The organism is Streptomyces sp. F63 (assembly GCF_018070345.1).
Lineage (GTDB): Bacteria > Actinomycetota > Actinomycetes > Streptomycetales > Streptomycetaceae > Streptomyces.
In genome coordinates this window covers 330,109-343,340 of the sequence record NZ_JAGPXX010000001.1, presented here as the reverse complement: position 1 = coordinate 343,340, position 13,232 = coordinate 330,109, and the positions used below count along the sequence as shown (strand labels likewise).

Below are 13,232 nucleotides of genomic sequence, written 5' to 3'. Positions count from 1 at the left end.
TGGCCCCCTACGGCTGCGTGCTGTCGCACTGCTTGGCCAGCCGTTGCTCTTCCTCCGAAAGGCTGGGGCCGGGCGAAGGAGTGGCGGCCCTGCTGGCGTCGTTGTTCTGGCTGTCGCGGTCGGCCGTTCCGCCGGGGGCGCCGGCCTCGCGCTGCCGTTCCTCGGCTTCCTTCTCCTTGGCGGCCTGCTCCTCGGCGGCGGCCCGCTGCTCGGCCTGCTTGCGGCAGGCGGTGGCCTGCTTGCCGAGGTCCCCCACCTTGTCGCGGGCCTGGGCGAGGCTCGCCACCGCGATGGTCTGCTCGACCTGGTTGCGCTGGTAGACGGGGAGGTACTTGAGTTCGATCTCCGGGTGGTCCTCGTGGACCTTGTTGAGGCTGATCCAGGCGAGGTCCTGGCTGATGCCCTGGTAGAGCGCGACGTGCTCGCCCTCGGTGCCCACGTAGTACTGGGTCTGGGTCCAGCGGTATCCGCCGTAGACGCCGCCGCCGACGACTCCCAGCACCAGGACGAGTCCCAGGGATCTCTTGAGCCACCTGCCGCGCCGGGGCTTGCTCAGGTCGCCGCCGGCGTAGGCACCGTAGGAGCCGTCGCCGGGCGGGTCGCCCACCGGGTCGCCGCTGCCGGGCGGGCCGAAGCCGCCCCGGGCCGCGGAGTCCGGGTTCTGGCCCTGCTGGGGAACGCCCCGGCCGAGACCGGCCGCGCGGCCCGCGGGGGTCTGCATCGCACCGTTGTCGCCGAGCTGCGCCTGGTTCTCGGCGACGGCGCCGACCACCACGGGGGTGTCGTTGAGCCGGCCGGAGAGGGTGTCGGTGCCGTCCACGTCGAGGACGTCGGCCACGATGCAGGTGATGTTGTCGGGGCCGCCGCCGCGCAGCGCGAGCTGGATGAGCTCCTGCACGGTCTCGTGCGGGCCCTGGTAGCCGGCGAGGGTGTCCTCCAGCGTCTGGTGGCTGACGACACCGGAGAGCCCGTCGGAGCAGATGAGGTAGCGGTCGCCGGCCCGGACCTCGCGGATGGAGAGGTCCGGCTCGACGTGGTCGCCGCTGCCCAGAGCGCGCATCAGCAGGGAGCGCTGCGGGTGGGTGGTGGCCTCCTCCTCGGTGATCCGGCCCTCGTCCACCAGCCGCTGGACCCAGGTGTGGTCCTGGGTGATCTGAGTGAGCACGCCGTCGCGGAGGAGGTAGGCGCGGGAGTCGCCGACGTGGACGAGGCCGAGGCGGCGGCCCGTCCACAGCAGGGCGGTGAGGGTGGTGCCCATGCCCTCCAGCTGCGGGTCCTCCTCGACCATCACGCGCAACTGGTCGTTGGCGCGCTGCACGGCGGTGCCGAGGGAGGTGAGGAGGTCCGAGCCGGGAACGTCGTCGTCGAGCTGGACGAGGGTGGAGATCACCTCGGAGCTGGCGACCTCGCCCGCCGCCTGGCCGCCCATGCCGTCGGCGATGGCGAGGAGACGGGGGCCGGCGTAACCGGAGTCCTCGTTGCCCTCGCGGATCATGCCTTTGTGCGATCCGGCGGCGAAGCGCAGTGACAGACTCATGCGCACCTCGCCTGTCGGCTCCGGGTACATCCGCACGGTGCCCACCCTCCGCTCGGGAGCGCGCGGGAGTCCCCAGCCGGGACGGTCCCGGCGGCGGAATCCGCCGGGGCGCGCTCGCTCCGCTCGCTCATTGTCTTACTACTTCCGCAGCTCGATGACGGTCTTGCCGATGCGGATCGGCGCACCCGGCGGAATCGGTGTCGGTGCGGTGAGTCGGTTCCGGTCGAGGTAGGTGCCGTTGGTGGAGCCGAGGTCCTCGACGATCCACTGGCCGTCCCGGTCAGGGTAGATCCTGGCGTGCCGGCTGGAGGCGTAGTCGTCGTCGAGCACGATCGTCGAGTCGTGTGCCCGGCCGAGGCTGATGGTCTGCCCCTGCAGCGCGACGGTGGTGCCCGTCAACGTGCCCTCGGTGACGACGAGTTTGGTGGGGGCGCCGCGCCGCTGCCGGCCCGCGCCGCGACCGCCGGTCTGCTGGCGCGGGGGCTGCGGCGGACGGCCCGCCGGGGCCGCGCGGCCGGGCTCGGCGCCGCGGCGCGCGGCGCGCTGCGTCACGCGGGTGCCGAACAGATCGCTGCGGATGACCTGTACGGCCACGATGACGAACAGCCACAGTACGGCGAGAAAACCCAGCCGCATGACCGTCAGGGTCAGCTCTGACATTGCCCCCGCTTCACCCTTCGGCTTGCCGGTAAACGATGGTGGTACTGCCCACGACGATTCGCGAGCCGTCGCGGAGCGTAGCGCGGGTGGTGTGCTGCCCGTCCACCACGATGCCGTTGGTCGACCCGAGATCCTGGATCACCGTGGGCGTACCCGTGCGGATCTCGCAGTGCCGGCGGGAGACTCCGGGGTCGTCGATGCGGACGTCGGTCTCGGTGCTGCGGCCGAGAACGAGCGTCGGGCGGGAGATCTGGTGGCGGACGCCGTTGATCTCGATCCAGCGGCGGGTCTGCGCGCCGGGCAGCGGGCCCGCTCCGGGCAGCCGCGACACCGGCGCCGGGCCGGGCGGTGGTGACGTGGGCATCGGCGGCGGGCCGCCGGGCTGCGCCGGATAGCCGCCGGGGTGCGGTGCGGCGGCGGGGCGGCGGCCGGCGGGGGCCTGGGACTCGCTGGAGGCGAGGGTGCGGCTGCGGACCCGGTACAGGCCGGTGTCGAGGTCCTCGGCCCGCTCCAGGTGGACCTGGACGGAGCCCATGAAGGTGTAGCGCTGCTGCTTGGCGTAGTCGCGGACCATGCCGGAGAGCTCGTCGCCCAGTTGGCCGGAGTACGGGCTGAGGCGCTCGAAGTCCGGCGCGCTCAGTTCGACGATGAAGTCGTTGGGTACGACCGTCCGCTCGCGGTTCCAGATGGTCGCGTTGTTGTCGCACTCGCGCTGGAGCGCGCCGGCGATCTCGACCGGCTGCACCTCGGACTTGAACACCTTGGCGAAGGTGCCGTTCACAAGACCTTCGAGACGCTGCTCGAAGCGCTTCAGTACTCCCACTGGGCACCTCCTTCCCTGACCCGTGCCGCAACGCGCCGCTGGTACTGCCTACTGATCGTATCCACGAGCCGCAAACACGACTGGTTCCACATCCCGCCCCTGCCCGTCAGTGTCGCCGCTCACAGGATCGTAGAGGCGGCCACCTACAGTGTCCCGCAACCTGCGGCGTGCTCGGGCGGCCGGGGCCGGGAAACCCGGCGCCCGGCAGAAGATCGCAGGACGGATGGGGAGAGAGCGGACGGACGGGCGGCGGGACGCGGACGGCGCGGGACCGGCGCCGGGTCGCGCGGGGGCGGCGGAACGCGTGTGAACTCACCCTGCCCGGCGTGCTAATCTTCTGGATGTCGGAAGGCGCTCACACACCACCGCCCCGAGAGGGACTGGGAGATGTGAGAGGATCATTCGGCAGCACCCATGCGCGGGTGGCGGAATAGGCAGACGCGCTGGATTCAGGTTCCAGTGCCCGAAAGGGCGTGGGGGTTCAACTCCCCCCTCGCGCACGCATGGACACCGACGAAGGTGTCTTTGTAACACCGACGAAACGGTCGGCATCGTCATCACGATGCCGACCGTTTCGCTTTTCCCTGCAGGTCAGGCGGGGTGTGGGGTTGGGCAGGATCCGGTCGACCGAGCGCAGGGTGGTCAGGCCGGCGGCGGCCATCAGCGTGGGCAGGTACATGCGGGCCTCGACGGCGTCGACGAGCCAGGTCGCACGGGCCCGGCCCATCACCAGCGGCGGTGTGCCGGGGGTGCGCTTGGTGCGGGCGAGGAAGTTGGTGACGGTGTTCGTGCCCCGGGCATGGCTCGCGGGGCGGAAGAGGTAGCGGGCCTGGCTCGGACGGGATGCCCGGGCGGTGGCCTCCGTGAGGACCGGGGCCCAGGCGTTGCGGCACAGCACGATCCGCTTTCGTCGTCCTCGGACCGAGAGGGCGACCGTGCCGTTGGACGCTTCGCGGACGTCGTGGGTACGCAGCGTGATGATCTCGGGTGAGTCCAGGCCGCAGCCGAGACCGAGGGCGAGCAGGGTCAGGGAACCGTAGCGGAGTTCGTCCGTGGGCTGGGCGCGGGCGGCGGCGTACAGCTGGGCCTGCTCCGGCTTCGGGTAGGGGCGGGAGGGGTCGGAGCCGGTGTACGCCGGGGGTGCACCGGCCGTGAGCGGCTACACCACTTCAAGGGATGCCATCTGGAGCACCGCAGACGTGGCTCACCCAACGCCCGACGGCCTACACCTGCGGCAGCGGGGGAGGCCACGTCCGATCCTCGGAACCGAGTCACCGGCTTCCGCCCGTAGGGCGAGGCGCTGCGGGGAGTGCTGAACGTCCGGTGCTGGCCCGGCACCGCCAATGCCGCGCCGGCCCCCCCCGCAGTAGGCGGTACCCGAATCAGATCTTCGTCGGGCCGTGTTCCAGCATGCGTCGCAGGGGCTCAGAGCAAGTTGCGCTGCGCCGCCACGTAACCGGCCTGGAAGCGGCTGCGGGCGTCGAGGGAGTCCATGATCCGGGCGACCGTTCGACGGTACGTGCGCAGAGCCATGCCCATTTCGCGGGCGGCGGCCTCGTCCTTGGTGCCCAGGGTCAGCTGGCGGAGTACCTCGCGGGAGATCGGGTTGAGGGCTCCCGCGTCCGGGAGGACGGTGTCGTCCTCCGGCAGGTCCGAGGTGAGCGAGCGGACCAGGATGGGGGTGAAGGGCAGGCCGTGGCCTATCAGCGCCCCGTCGTCGTAGTCGGCCTGGTTGCAGGCGAGGATGACGATCGACCGATCGATGATCGCCATGCGCGGGTTGCGGCCCGAGGTCGAGTGGATCTCCAGGCCTTCCATCGCCAGCGTCGCCAGGGTGTGCTCCGGCAGCCGGTCCGTACCGCGTACCGCCGACGGCACGTACATCCTCACCGCGACATCGGAGTCGCCGGTGATGCTGCGTGCCGCCGCGGTGTCCACCTGCTGTTCGAGCTGCTCCTGGCGGGCCGGTTCGTGCCCGGGAAGCGACAGCAGCACCTCTTGGCGCGCGCCCTGGATGGCGCGGCGGATCTGCGACGGCCCGGCGAAGTTCATCCTCATTTCACATACCCCCATGCGTATGGCTCGTGCTTCGGCCGCGCGGAAGCCCCGGGCTCCCCCCTCAGGAGTCGGACAGCGCCGCCGCTGCCAGGGACCTTAAAGATCAATTGCCATGACTGTCAATCAATTGACAACGCTTGGCAAGGTCGAGAAGCTGTGGTTGGGTGGAGCCTGCCGCCGGGGGGAAGGGGCGTCGCGAGGACGACTCCGCGACATCCGAGGGGCGTGCGCGATGCTGCGCCGCAAGCTGGTGGCTGGTTAAGCAAAAGGGGAGGAAAATCCATAAATTTCCAGGTTTTCAAGATGATGGCGGTCGTGGGCGCGCTCTTCGCCGCCGTGCTCGGATACGCGGCGCAGGGCGGTCCCGGCGGTGACGGTGGCGGCGTCGCGGTAGCTGCCGTCGACGTGCTGCAGTCCACCTGCGCCGGTCAGATCGACTGGCCGTGACGGTGCTGCCCAGTTGGTGTCGACTTCCTCGGCGTATGCGATTAGGCAAGTCGAAGTGACTGAAAATTGACAGAAGGTGGACCGAATTGACAAAAGTGTCGCGCGCCCGGCAGCCTGGTCGTCATGTCTAGTCGCCCCGACCGCGTCCCGGAGCAGCCGATGTTCGGGCGCCGTCTCCGAGCACTTCGCGTGGCCCGCGGTCTCTCGCAGGCGCAGCTCGCCGGTTCGGAGATCTCGGCCGCCTATCTCTCCAGGCTGGAGTCCGGAGCGCGGCCTCCGACGCCGAGGGTACTGTCCTACCTCTGCACCCGGCTGGACGTGACGCCCTCGGCTTTCCGCGTCTCCGCGGGCGGCCCACTGGCACGGGCGCTCGCCACGGTCACCACAGTGGGCGAGTCTCCTCAGCTGGCCGCGGTCCTGGAGAACGCCCTTCTGCAGGAGCAGGACGGCGACGCCGTCCTGCGCTGGCAGGCCCAGTGGCTGCTGGCCCGCTGCTACCAGATGCAGGGCAGGGCGGCCGAGGGGCTCCGGCAGGTCCACGAGCTGACCGAGCTCAGCGACGAGATCGACCTGCCGGACCTCCGGGCCCGGTCCCGGATCAGGCTCGCCCGCATGCTGCGCGACTCGGGCGACCTCGCCCGCGCCCGCGACCATGCGAGCGAGGCCCTGGTGCTGGCCGAGCAGGAGGACCTGCCGCGCCGCGACCGGGTGGAGGCGCTGATGACCCTCATCTCGCTCGACGCCGAGAACGGGCAGCTCGTGCAGGCGCGCGAGCGTGCCGACCGCCTGGTCGACACGCTCAACGACGAGATCCCGGTACGGCTTCAGGTGGAGGCGCTGTGGACGGCCGCCACCGTCTGCGTGCGGCACGGCGACCGCCCTGCGGCCGACGAGACGATGAAGAAGGCGCTCGACCGGATGTCGAGCAACGATGATCCGGTGCTGTGGATGCGGGTCCGGCTCGCCGCCGCGTCGATGTACCTCCAGATGGATCCGCGGGACACCCTTCAGGCGCGACTGCGCCTGAAGGAGGCGGGGTCGGTGACGGACGTCATGGGACTGCCGCTCCTTCAGTACGAGTTGCTCGTCCTGGAGGCCCAACTCGCCTTTCACGAAGGCGACTTCATCGAAGCGCGGGAGATCAGCAACGAACTCGCCGAGCGGGGCGAAGGCCTCGGCATGCGGGAGCGCGTACGGCTGGGAATCCTCGACAACCAGCTGGCCATCATCGAGGGCAACCGGGCGGACGCCGTGGCCGGCATGGAACGCATCGCCAAGGAGGCGCAGGAGACCGGCAGCGTCGAACTGCAGGCCGAGGTGTGGCGCGCGCTTGCCGAAGCCCTGAAACTCGCCGAGGGCAAGGGCCACCGCTGAGCGATTCCCGGACGAGAAGCGCGTTCGCCCCCCCCCACAGAAGGGAATCCCCACAGCATGGCCCCGCCCGCACAACCGTTCACCACGGTGAACCGCCCGTGGCCGGTCGACGACCCGGCCGGACGGCTGTTCCTCTTCCACCACGCAGGCGGTTCCCACCTGTTCTTCCGGGACTGGAACGGTCTCTTTCCGGCTGACTGGGACGTCGTCCTCATGGAGGCGCCCGGCCGGGGTGTCGGCGGCGGCCGGAGCACGCACGCCGGTGACCTCCACGCCCTGGTCCGGCATTTCCGGCAGCAGATGGAGCCCTATCTGCAGGCTCCGTATGCCTTCTTCGGACACAGCATGGGCGGACTCGTGGCGACCGAACTGGCACGGCGGCTACGGGCCGCCGGCGGCACCGGCCCCTGTTGGCTCGGACTGTCCGCGTGGGCCGCGGACGAGGTGCTCCCCGGCGGGCCCGGCCGTCATCTGCTGGGCGACGAGGAACTGCGCTCCCTGCTCGGCGCCGTGGGCGGAACCCCCGCGGAGATCCTGGAGAGCCCTACCCTGTGGCGGCTGTTCTCCCCGGTGATACGAAACGACTTTCAGCTCATCGACGGCTGTGATCCCGCCTGCTACGCGCCGCTGGAGGACCTGCCCCAGTCGCTCTTCGGAGGGGAGGAGGACGCCCTGCTGCCCCGCGACGCGCTGGTCGCACTGGCCGACCGCCTGCCCCGTCTGACCGGTCTGCACCTCCACCCCGGCGACCACTTCTACCTGCGCCCACGCCGCCAGGAGGTGGCCCGGCAGATCACCGCCGACCTGACCGGCGTACTGCGGGCCGTCGCCGCGTGATCGAGCGGATCCTGCCCCGGTCGGTGGCCTGCGCGGACACCACGCGCGACGAGGAGCCGGAGGCGTTCCTCTTTCCGGAGGAGGAGGCGGCCATCGCCCGTGCCGTCGCCAAGCGCCGCCGCGAGTACGCCGCGGGCCGGCACTGCGCCAGGCTGGCGCTGCGCGAGATCGGCCACCCCGACGCCCCGTTGCTGTCCGCGGAGAGGGGCGGACCGCGCTGGCCCGTCGGTGTCGCCGGGAGCATCACGCACTGCGACGGTTACCGCGCCGCTGCCGTCGCCCCCCTCGACGCGGTCGCCTCCCTCGGCATCGACGCCGAGCCCAACCAGCCGGTGGAGGCGCACATCCGCGAGTTCGTCCTCCTCCCGGCCGAGCAAGCGGCGCTGCGCGCCCTGACCCGCCGCAGTCCAGAGATCCACTGGGACCGGCTGATGTTCAGCGCGAAGGAGTCGGTTTACAAGACCTGGCACCCGCTCGCCCGTCGCTGGCTCGGTTTTCACGACGCCCAGATCGACTTCACCGAAGACGGCGGGTTCCGCGTACGGCTCCTGGTCGAGGGACCGCTCCACCGAGGGCGGTCCCTGACCGGTTTCGACGGGCGCTGGATGCACGCCGACGGCCTGCTGATCACGTCGGTCGTGCTGCCGGCCTCCCGTCGAGGACGGTGACCGGGCCGTTCGCCGCCGTGCCGCCGCCCTCCCCACGACCACGCAGGAGGGGCCGGGGCCGCCGCTGCGGCCCCGGCCCCGATCACGACAGCGTCGTAAGCGGTGGGACGGCGTCCGGCCGGGGGACGTGCTCCTTCAGGGATGCTTCGCGAGCGCGGCCGAGGATGCGGGTCACGGTCTCGTCCACGGAGAGCGCCCTGTTGTCCAGCCACAGGCCGGAGCCCCCCAGCTCCCCGCGCATCTCCTCCTCCAGGTGCAGCCAGTCGCCCAGGACCTGCTTGCCGCGTGCCGCGTCCCGGTGCAGGGCGACGGCGGAGCCGGGCGCCAGCACCACCAGCCGCAGAGGGACGGCCGGAAGCAGCGACCGGTACAGATCGAGCCGGGCCGTCGAAGTGACCACGTAGTCGACGACGACCTCGAAGCCCGCCTCCCGGAAGGAGGCGGCCAGCAGACACTGGTGCCGGATGTTCAGCTCGATCTGTCGCTCCGCCTCCTCGTCGTGCTCCGGGCGGGGCGGTACGGCCCCGCTGACGATCAGCCGCTGCAGCCGGTCGCCCTCAATGTGCACGCCGAGGGGGGCCGTCTCGGCGAGTGCGCGGGCCACGGTGCTCTTGCCCGCGCCGGGGATGCCGGTGACCAGCCAGACCGGCGGGGCCCCGCCGGCGGCGGAACCGGCCGGGGGGCCGCTCACACGTCCTTCGTCCACGACGCCAATTCGTCGTGGACCTCTGCCAGGCCGTCGACGGCCGCCTGCAGTACGCGCGGTTCGGTGGAGAGGCCGGTCAGCGCCGCTTCGACACGGGCCCGGTAGTCGCGGGGGACACGGGGCATCTCCGCGGCCTCGGCCAAGGCGCCCTTCTCGTTCAGGACGAAGCGGCCGTTGTGGGCGAAGACCACTTGGTTCATACAGACCACGGCCCGGTACAGCAGACCGGTGACCTGGACCAGGTCGCCGCGGCGGGCCGGGGAGTGGGCGTTGTGCAGGGAGAAGCCGGCCTCCCAGCCGAACTGGTTCACCGTCGCTTCCAGGAGGGATTCCGGGTACGGCGAAACGAGCGCGCGCAGGTCGGCGAGCCGGCCCTGCGGGTCATGGAGGGGCAGGTTGTGGCAGACCTCGCCCGCGTAGATCGTCGACACGAAGCCGTGGGGATGTCCCGGCTGATAGGCGGTGGTGACGATGCCCTGGGCGGCGTCCCGGACCACCTTCTCCACGCGGGCCTGGTCGCGTAGCAGGATGTCGGTCTTGATTCCGTCCACGACCAGCCACACGCCGCCGTTGATCCACGGCCCCCACTCGCCGTACGAGCCGTGCCCGGCCGGCTCACCGTGGTCGTCCAGGTCCGCGGCGGCGGCCAGGACCAGCTCGAAGTCGGGCCGCGTGGCGGGGTCGTAGTAGAGGCCGATGTCGATGTCCGAGTCCGGGCGGGCCACTCCGCGGGCCCGGGAGCCGCCGAGGGCGATGCCCGTGACGCCGGGCAGCGCGGCCAGCCTGTCCCTGATGCGGCCGAGGGTGGAAGCCGGCTCGGGCAGTTCGGGCGCAATGGGCATTGTCAGTTCTCCTGTCGTGACAGGCGGCCGTGGGTGTCGACGGCCACGGTACGCAATTCCGCTGTGAACCTGGCTCCGGTACGGTCCTGGAGCCAGGCCTCCTCGAGATCGGGCAACATCTCGGTGAGTCCGATGCCGGCTTCGGGGTCCTCCGCCGTCTTGCGGATGATCTTGGCGAGCATGTTGACCAGAGCGATCGACCTGAAGTCGGCGAACGCCGGTTTGTCCTCGGCCGGGGACTTGTAGAAGACGCGTTCCGGCAGCCCCTGCTCGGCACGCCAGGCCCGTGCGGCCCGGAACCGTTCGGGCTCCGACTTGACGGTGGCCCAGGAGAGGTCGGCGGCCTTGAACGACCAGGACTCGCGCGCGACCACCATCTTGCCGACGGAGACCCGGGGCCGGTGCGGTGCGGAGGCCAGCGGCTTGAAGGCGTTCACCGAAGCCGCTGAGAGGAGCTCGCCCATCATCTCCATCAGGTCGGCGCTGAACGTCTCGCTCCGGGACCGTACGACCAGTCGGCCCTCATCCCGGTGGACGAAGAGGTCGGCCAGTGCCAGCATCCTTCCGGGCGCCTGCACCGCACCGTCCCGCAGCGACCAGTATGTGTAGGCGGGGGCGAGCAGCGTCGAGGGCGGAGCCAGTCGTGAGGTGACCGCCGGCCAGTCCTTCGGCGGGACGAGGTAGATGCGCCGGGAGCCGTGGTCGGCGCTGTCGGCCGCGAGGAGCGAGGCGGGCACGTCGTGCTGTTCGACGAAGAGCCGGCTCTCCAACGAGTTGAAGGCGGTGTGCAGTTCGCCCAGCACCCACTGGTACTCCCCGCGTGCCACCGCCTCGGCGTCGGCGGCGGCGATCATCAGGTCGGGGGCGTGGTGCACGGCTGTGGCCCAGGGCACCGGAGCGGCCGGGAACTCGTTGCGGACCCGGTCGGCGATCTCCGCCGCGGTCACCTGATGGCGGCGTGCGCCGTTCGGGATCCGGAGGATCCGTGCCCAGCGCTCCTGGAAGTCCGCGATGGCGGACTTCACCGGTCCCGGCAACTGCCGGATGGAGAAGAACAGGTGGGGCGTGGCCATGCTGACCATGTTGTGCAGGGGCATGGCCGGGTCCCCAGTGCGTTCGGACCAGCGGTCGTGGAACCCTGCGAACAGAGAGCCGTAGCCGTCGGCGATCCGGTTCACCAGCCAGCGGGCGCTGTCCAGCATCAGGCCCAGCGGCGGTGCGAGTTCGTCCAGCAGCGGTCCGCCGAGAGCGGCGCGCACGTCGCGGACGGTGTCCTCGTACACCAGGGTTCGTCCGGCGTACGTGGCGCCGGCGCGGCGGACGGAGGAACCGCCGGTGATCTCCTCGAAGGCGGCGTTGAGCTCGTCCATCGCGGCGGCGAGCGCTTCGCCGTCCCCGGCGGCGTCGGCGATCGCGTCGCGCGCGTCGGTCAGCCGCTTCAAGGTCGTCAGGGCGTCGGTGCGCAGCTCCAGGTCACCGACGAGCTCCAGCTTCTTGGCCAGGGTCTGCTCGGGGAACGCCTCGATCGGGCCCACCAGGTCGATCACCAGCAGTCCGCGGTCGCGCAGGGAGTCCAGGACGGCGAACACCTCCGGCTCCGACTCCAGGCCCGGCAGGCCCGACCAGAGCAGTTCCTGGGCGATCTCCCGGGCGGTGCGTACGCCGTCGCACAGGCCGACGACCTCGGCCTCCTCCTCGGTCAGGCCCAGCGGGGGCCTGCCGGGACGGTGCAACAGCTGGCCGTCGAGCCGGTTGGAGGGCACCGTGCGCGGTGCCAGCCAGGGCGGCATCCGCGGGTCCTCGGACAGGGTCCGCGCCACGGAGTCGATCGCCCAGGACTCGAAGTAGACCGTTCGGCGGGCGAGCAGGCCGGGACCATGGCGGACTTCCAGGCCGATCGCGGCGGACGGCTTCCACTCGCCCCAGCCCACCGGCCCGAAGAATCCGATGGTGTCGTTCTTCAGGGAGTACCGCTGGACGTAACTGGTGATGGCCATCTCGTGGTTGCGGCCGCGGACGTTGCGCGGTTCGCCGGCCGCCGCCTTGTTCAGGCAGTCCGTCACCAGCTTGCGGTTCTGCCAGGTCACGGCCTCCCGGAAGAGCGGCTCCCGCGCGGTGGCCCGGACGGCGGCGGAGAGCCGCCCGGCAGCCTCGTCGAACGCGGCCAGGTAGGCCTCGTGCGCGTGTGCGCCGGGCTTGGTGCCGGCGGCGTTGCGGAGGTCGGCCGCGGCGGCGAGCGCGGGATCGGTCAGCGCGAGCACCCGGTCGGCGGGGAACCCCGCGCTGCGCAGGACGACGTCGTGCCACAGCTGCCAGCCCGTCGTGCCCAGCGGTACGAGGTGGTCGTCCGGGCTCCGGTCGTCGTGCCCCGTCATCGCACGGCCTCCCGTTCCAGCAGGGCTGTCACCGTGTCGGCCACGGCCTGGTCGTCCAGCAGCGCGGCGCGGGTCACGTCGAAGGCGCGAGTGGCGGCGCCGAACCGGGCGGGAACCGTCTGCTGCCGCGACACGATCACCTCCACGGGTCCGCGGGCGGCCGCCCGCGCCGGTACGGAGTCCTCGACCCGGCCGGTGGTGGCCAGGTAGCCGAGGAAGGTGTCGAGTCGCTCGCTCAGCTGCCGTCCGTACTCCGGCTTCATGCCGGCGGCCAGGCAGGCCGCCGCCGCCACCCGCTCGTATTCGGCGCCGAGCACGCGGGCGAGCGCGGTGAGTCCGTCCGGTCCTGCGCCCGCGGCCGCCGAGAGCGTGTGGTCACCGAGGTCGCGGGCCCGCTCCAGCTCGGCGTCCGGCAGGAAGCCCTCGAAGGAACGCAGGGCGGTCGTGTAGTAGTCGTGGATCAGTCCGGCGTCCGCGGCGTCCGGGTCGAACATGACCAGCAGCGGCCGCGGCATCCCCCGTTCCTGGAGGGCATCGGCCAGAGCGCAGGCCAGGGCGGACCCCGAGCAGTAGCCGATCACGGCCGCCACCCCCGTCCCCTGTGCCGCGGCGTACGAGGCCCACTCCCGCACCAGCTCCTGCGGGTCGCCGTCTCCGGCGGAGCCGGTCGTGAACGTGCGGGGCTCCCACAGCGTCCAGTCCCCGGTGAGGCGGGGCGCCAGCTCGCCGAACCCGGCGGTTGCCCGTCCCGGCCCGAAGTCGACTGCGAGCACCGTGGTGCCGCCCTCCGCCGGCCCCAGACGGCGCCAGTTGCTCCAAGTCATCGGTCACCTCATGCGCGAATGCCGGATGTCGGTGATTCCGGCGTCAGAGCATGGTGCGGTCGGACCGCGGTCGGCGCCGAG

The 13,232-nt window shown here is 71.4% G+C and carries 13 protein-coding genes and 1 tRNA gene; 5 read left to right on the top strand and 9 right to left on the bottom strand.

Translation table 11 applies throughout. The features are described 5' to 3' along the window. Window positions 1-7: 7 nt before the first annotated feature. From KBZ10_RS01520 to KBZ10_RS01510, 3 genes are all read right to left on the bottom strand, one after another. Window positions 8-1,537 carry a PP2C family serine/threonine-protein phosphatase gene (locus KBZ10_RS01520; protein ID WP_247701606.1) on the bottom strand — a complete coding sequence of 510 codons (1,530 nt, stop codon included), beginning with the start codon at window positions 1,535-1,537 and terminating at the stop codon, window positions 8-10. Window positions 1,538-1,675: 138 nt separating this feature from the next. Continuing rightward, the gene (locus KBZ10_RS01515; protein ID WP_030543652.1) at window positions 1,676-2,197 is read right to left on the bottom strand and encodes an FHA domain-containing protein; all 522 of its coding nucleotides are present in this window, start codon (window positions 2,195-2,197) and stop codon (window positions 1,676-1,678) included. Between the two features lie 10 nt (window positions 2,198-2,207). Further along, window positions 2,208-3,020 (bottom strand): DUF3662 and FHA domain-containing protein, encoded by an 813-nt coding sequence (locus KBZ10_RS01510; RefSeq protein ID WP_210985600.1) that lies wholly within the window; start codon window positions 3,018-3,020, stop codon window positions 2,208-2,210. 416 nt (window positions 3,021-3,436) lie between these two features. On the opposite strand from KBZ10_RS01510, the gene KBZ10_RS01505 reads away from it, so the two are divergent. After that, window positions 3,437-3,520 (top strand) — tRNA-Leu (locus KBZ10_RS01505). Here the strand turns inward: KBZ10_RS01505 and KBZ10_RS01500 are convergent. Continuing rightward, window positions 3,502-3,918, bottom strand: coding sequence for a hypothetical protein (locus tag KBZ10_RS01500; RefSeq protein ID WP_210985599.1), 417 nt, complete (start codon window positions 3,916-3,918; stop codon window positions 3,502-3,504). The two genes, KBZ10_RS01505 and KBZ10_RS01500, sit on opposite strands and share 19 nt — an antisense overlap. 527 nt (window positions 3,919-4,445) lie before the next feature. Beyond that, on the bottom strand, window positions 4,446-5,072 hold the full coding sequence (locus tag KBZ10_RS01495) for a response regulator transcription factor (RefSeq protein WP_210985598.1): 627 nt from the start codon (window positions 5,070-5,072) through the stop codon (window positions 4,446-4,448). Window positions 5,073-5,381: 309 nt separating this feature from the next. Between KBZ10_RS01495 and KBZ10_RS01490 the strand changes: the two genes are divergently transcribed. The 4 genes from KBZ10_RS01490 (at window position 5,382) to KBZ10_RS01475 (ending at window position 8,404) form a co-directional block, all read left to right on the top strand. Continuing rightward, window positions 5,382-5,525: a hypothetical protein gene (locus KBZ10_RS01490; RefSeq protein WP_210985597.1), complete on the top strand. Its 144-nt coding sequence runs from the start codon at window positions 5,382-5,384 to the stop codon at window positions 5,523-5,525. Between the two features lie 123 nt (window positions 5,526-5,648). Further along, complete coding sequence (locus KBZ10_RS01485; protein ID WP_210985596.1) at window positions 5,649-6,899, top strand: helix-turn-helix domain-containing protein; 1,251 nt, start codon at window positions 5,649-5,651, stop codon at window positions 6,897-6,899. 57 nt (window positions 6,900-6,956) lie between these two features. Continuing rightward, window positions 6,957-7,736: a thioesterase II family protein gene (locus KBZ10_RS01480; RefSeq protein WP_210985595.1), complete on the top strand. Its 780-nt coding sequence runs from the start codon at window positions 6,957-6,959 to the stop codon at window positions 7,734-7,736. Continuing rightward, complete coding sequence (locus tag KBZ10_RS01475) at window positions 7,733-8,404, top strand: 4'-phosphopantetheinyl transferase superfamily protein (RefSeq protein ID WP_210985594.1); 672 nt, start codon at window positions 7,733-7,735, stop codon at window positions 8,402-8,404. Before KBZ10_RS01480 ends, KBZ10_RS01475 begins: the two co-directional genes overlap by 4 nt. Before the next feature lie 82 nt (window positions 8,405-8,486). Here the strand turns inward: KBZ10_RS01475 and KBZ10_RS01470 are convergent, their stop codons facing one another. From KBZ10_RS01470 to KBZ10_RS01455, 4 genes are read right to left on the bottom strand one after another with little or no spacing between them, the layout of a single operon-like run. After that, complete coding sequence (locus tag KBZ10_RS01470; RefSeq protein ID WP_307847113.1) at window positions 8,487-9,110, bottom strand: AAA family ATPase; 624 nt, start codon at window positions 9,108-9,110, stop codon at window positions 8,487-8,489. Next, window positions 9,092-9,952, bottom strand: a complete 861-nt coding sequence (locus tag KBZ10_RS01465; protein ID WP_210985593.1) for a nucleotidyltransferase domain-containing protein — start codon at window positions 9,950-9,952, stop codon at window positions 9,092-9,094. The genes KBZ10_RS01470 and KBZ10_RS01465 overlap by 19 nt, the downstream gene beginning before the upstream one ends. Window positions 9,953-9,954: 2 nt before the next feature. Beyond that, the gene (locus KBZ10_RS01460) at window positions 9,955-12,327 is read right to left on the bottom strand and encodes a lantibiotic dehydratase (RefSeq protein ID WP_210985592.1); all 2,373 of its coding nucleotides are present in this window, start codon (window positions 12,325-12,327) and stop codon (window positions 9,955-9,957) included. Beyond that, window positions 12,324-13,151: a hypothetical protein gene (locus KBZ10_RS01455; RefSeq protein WP_210985591.1), complete on the bottom strand. Its 828-nt coding sequence runs from the start codon at window positions 13,149-13,151 to the stop codon at window positions 12,324-12,326. The genes KBZ10_RS01460 and KBZ10_RS01455 overlap by 4 nt, the downstream gene beginning before the upstream one ends. Between the last annotated feature and the right edge of the window lie 81 nt (window positions 13,152-13,232).

Excerpts from the sequence above, each read along its gene's own strand:
- KBZ10_RS01490 (WP_210985597.1), top strand. The coding sequence starts at position 5,382 with ATGATGGCGGTCGTGGGCGCGCTCTTCGCCGCCGTGCTCGGATACGCG.
- KBZ10_RS01495 (WP_210985598.1), bottom strand. The coding sequence starts at position 5,072 with ATGAACTTCGCCGGGCCGTCGCAGATCCGCCGCGCCATCCAGGGCGCG.
- KBZ10_RS01515 (WP_030543652.1), bottom strand. The coding sequence starts at position 2,197 with ATGTCAGAGCTGACCCTGACGGTCATGCGGCTGGGTTTTCTCGCCGTA.
- KBZ10_RS01455 (WP_210985591.1), bottom strand. The coding sequence starts at position 13,151 with ATGACTTGGAGCAACTGGCGCCGTCTGGGGCCGGCGGAGGGCGGCACC.
- KBZ10_RS01460 (WP_210985592.1), bottom strand. The coding sequence starts at position 12,327 with ATGACGGGGCACGACGACCGGAGCCCGGACGACCACCTCGTACCGCTG.
- KBZ10_RS01465 (WP_210985593.1), bottom strand. The coding sequence starts at position 9,952 with ATGCCCATTGCGCCCGAACTGCCCGAGCCGGCTTCCACCCTCGGCCGC.
- KBZ10_RS01485 (WP_210985596.1), top strand. The coding sequence starts at position 5,649 with ATGTCTAGTCGCCCCGACCGCGTCCCGGAGCAGCCGATGTTCGGGCGC.
- KBZ10_RS01520 (WP_247701606.1), bottom strand. The coding sequence starts at position 1,537 with ATGAGTCTGTCACTGCGCTTCGCCGCCGGATCGCACAAAGGCATGATC.
- KBZ10_RS01480 (WP_210985595.1), top strand. The coding sequence starts at position 6,957 with ATGGCCCCGCCCGCACAACCGTTCACCACGGTGAACCGCCCGTGGCCG.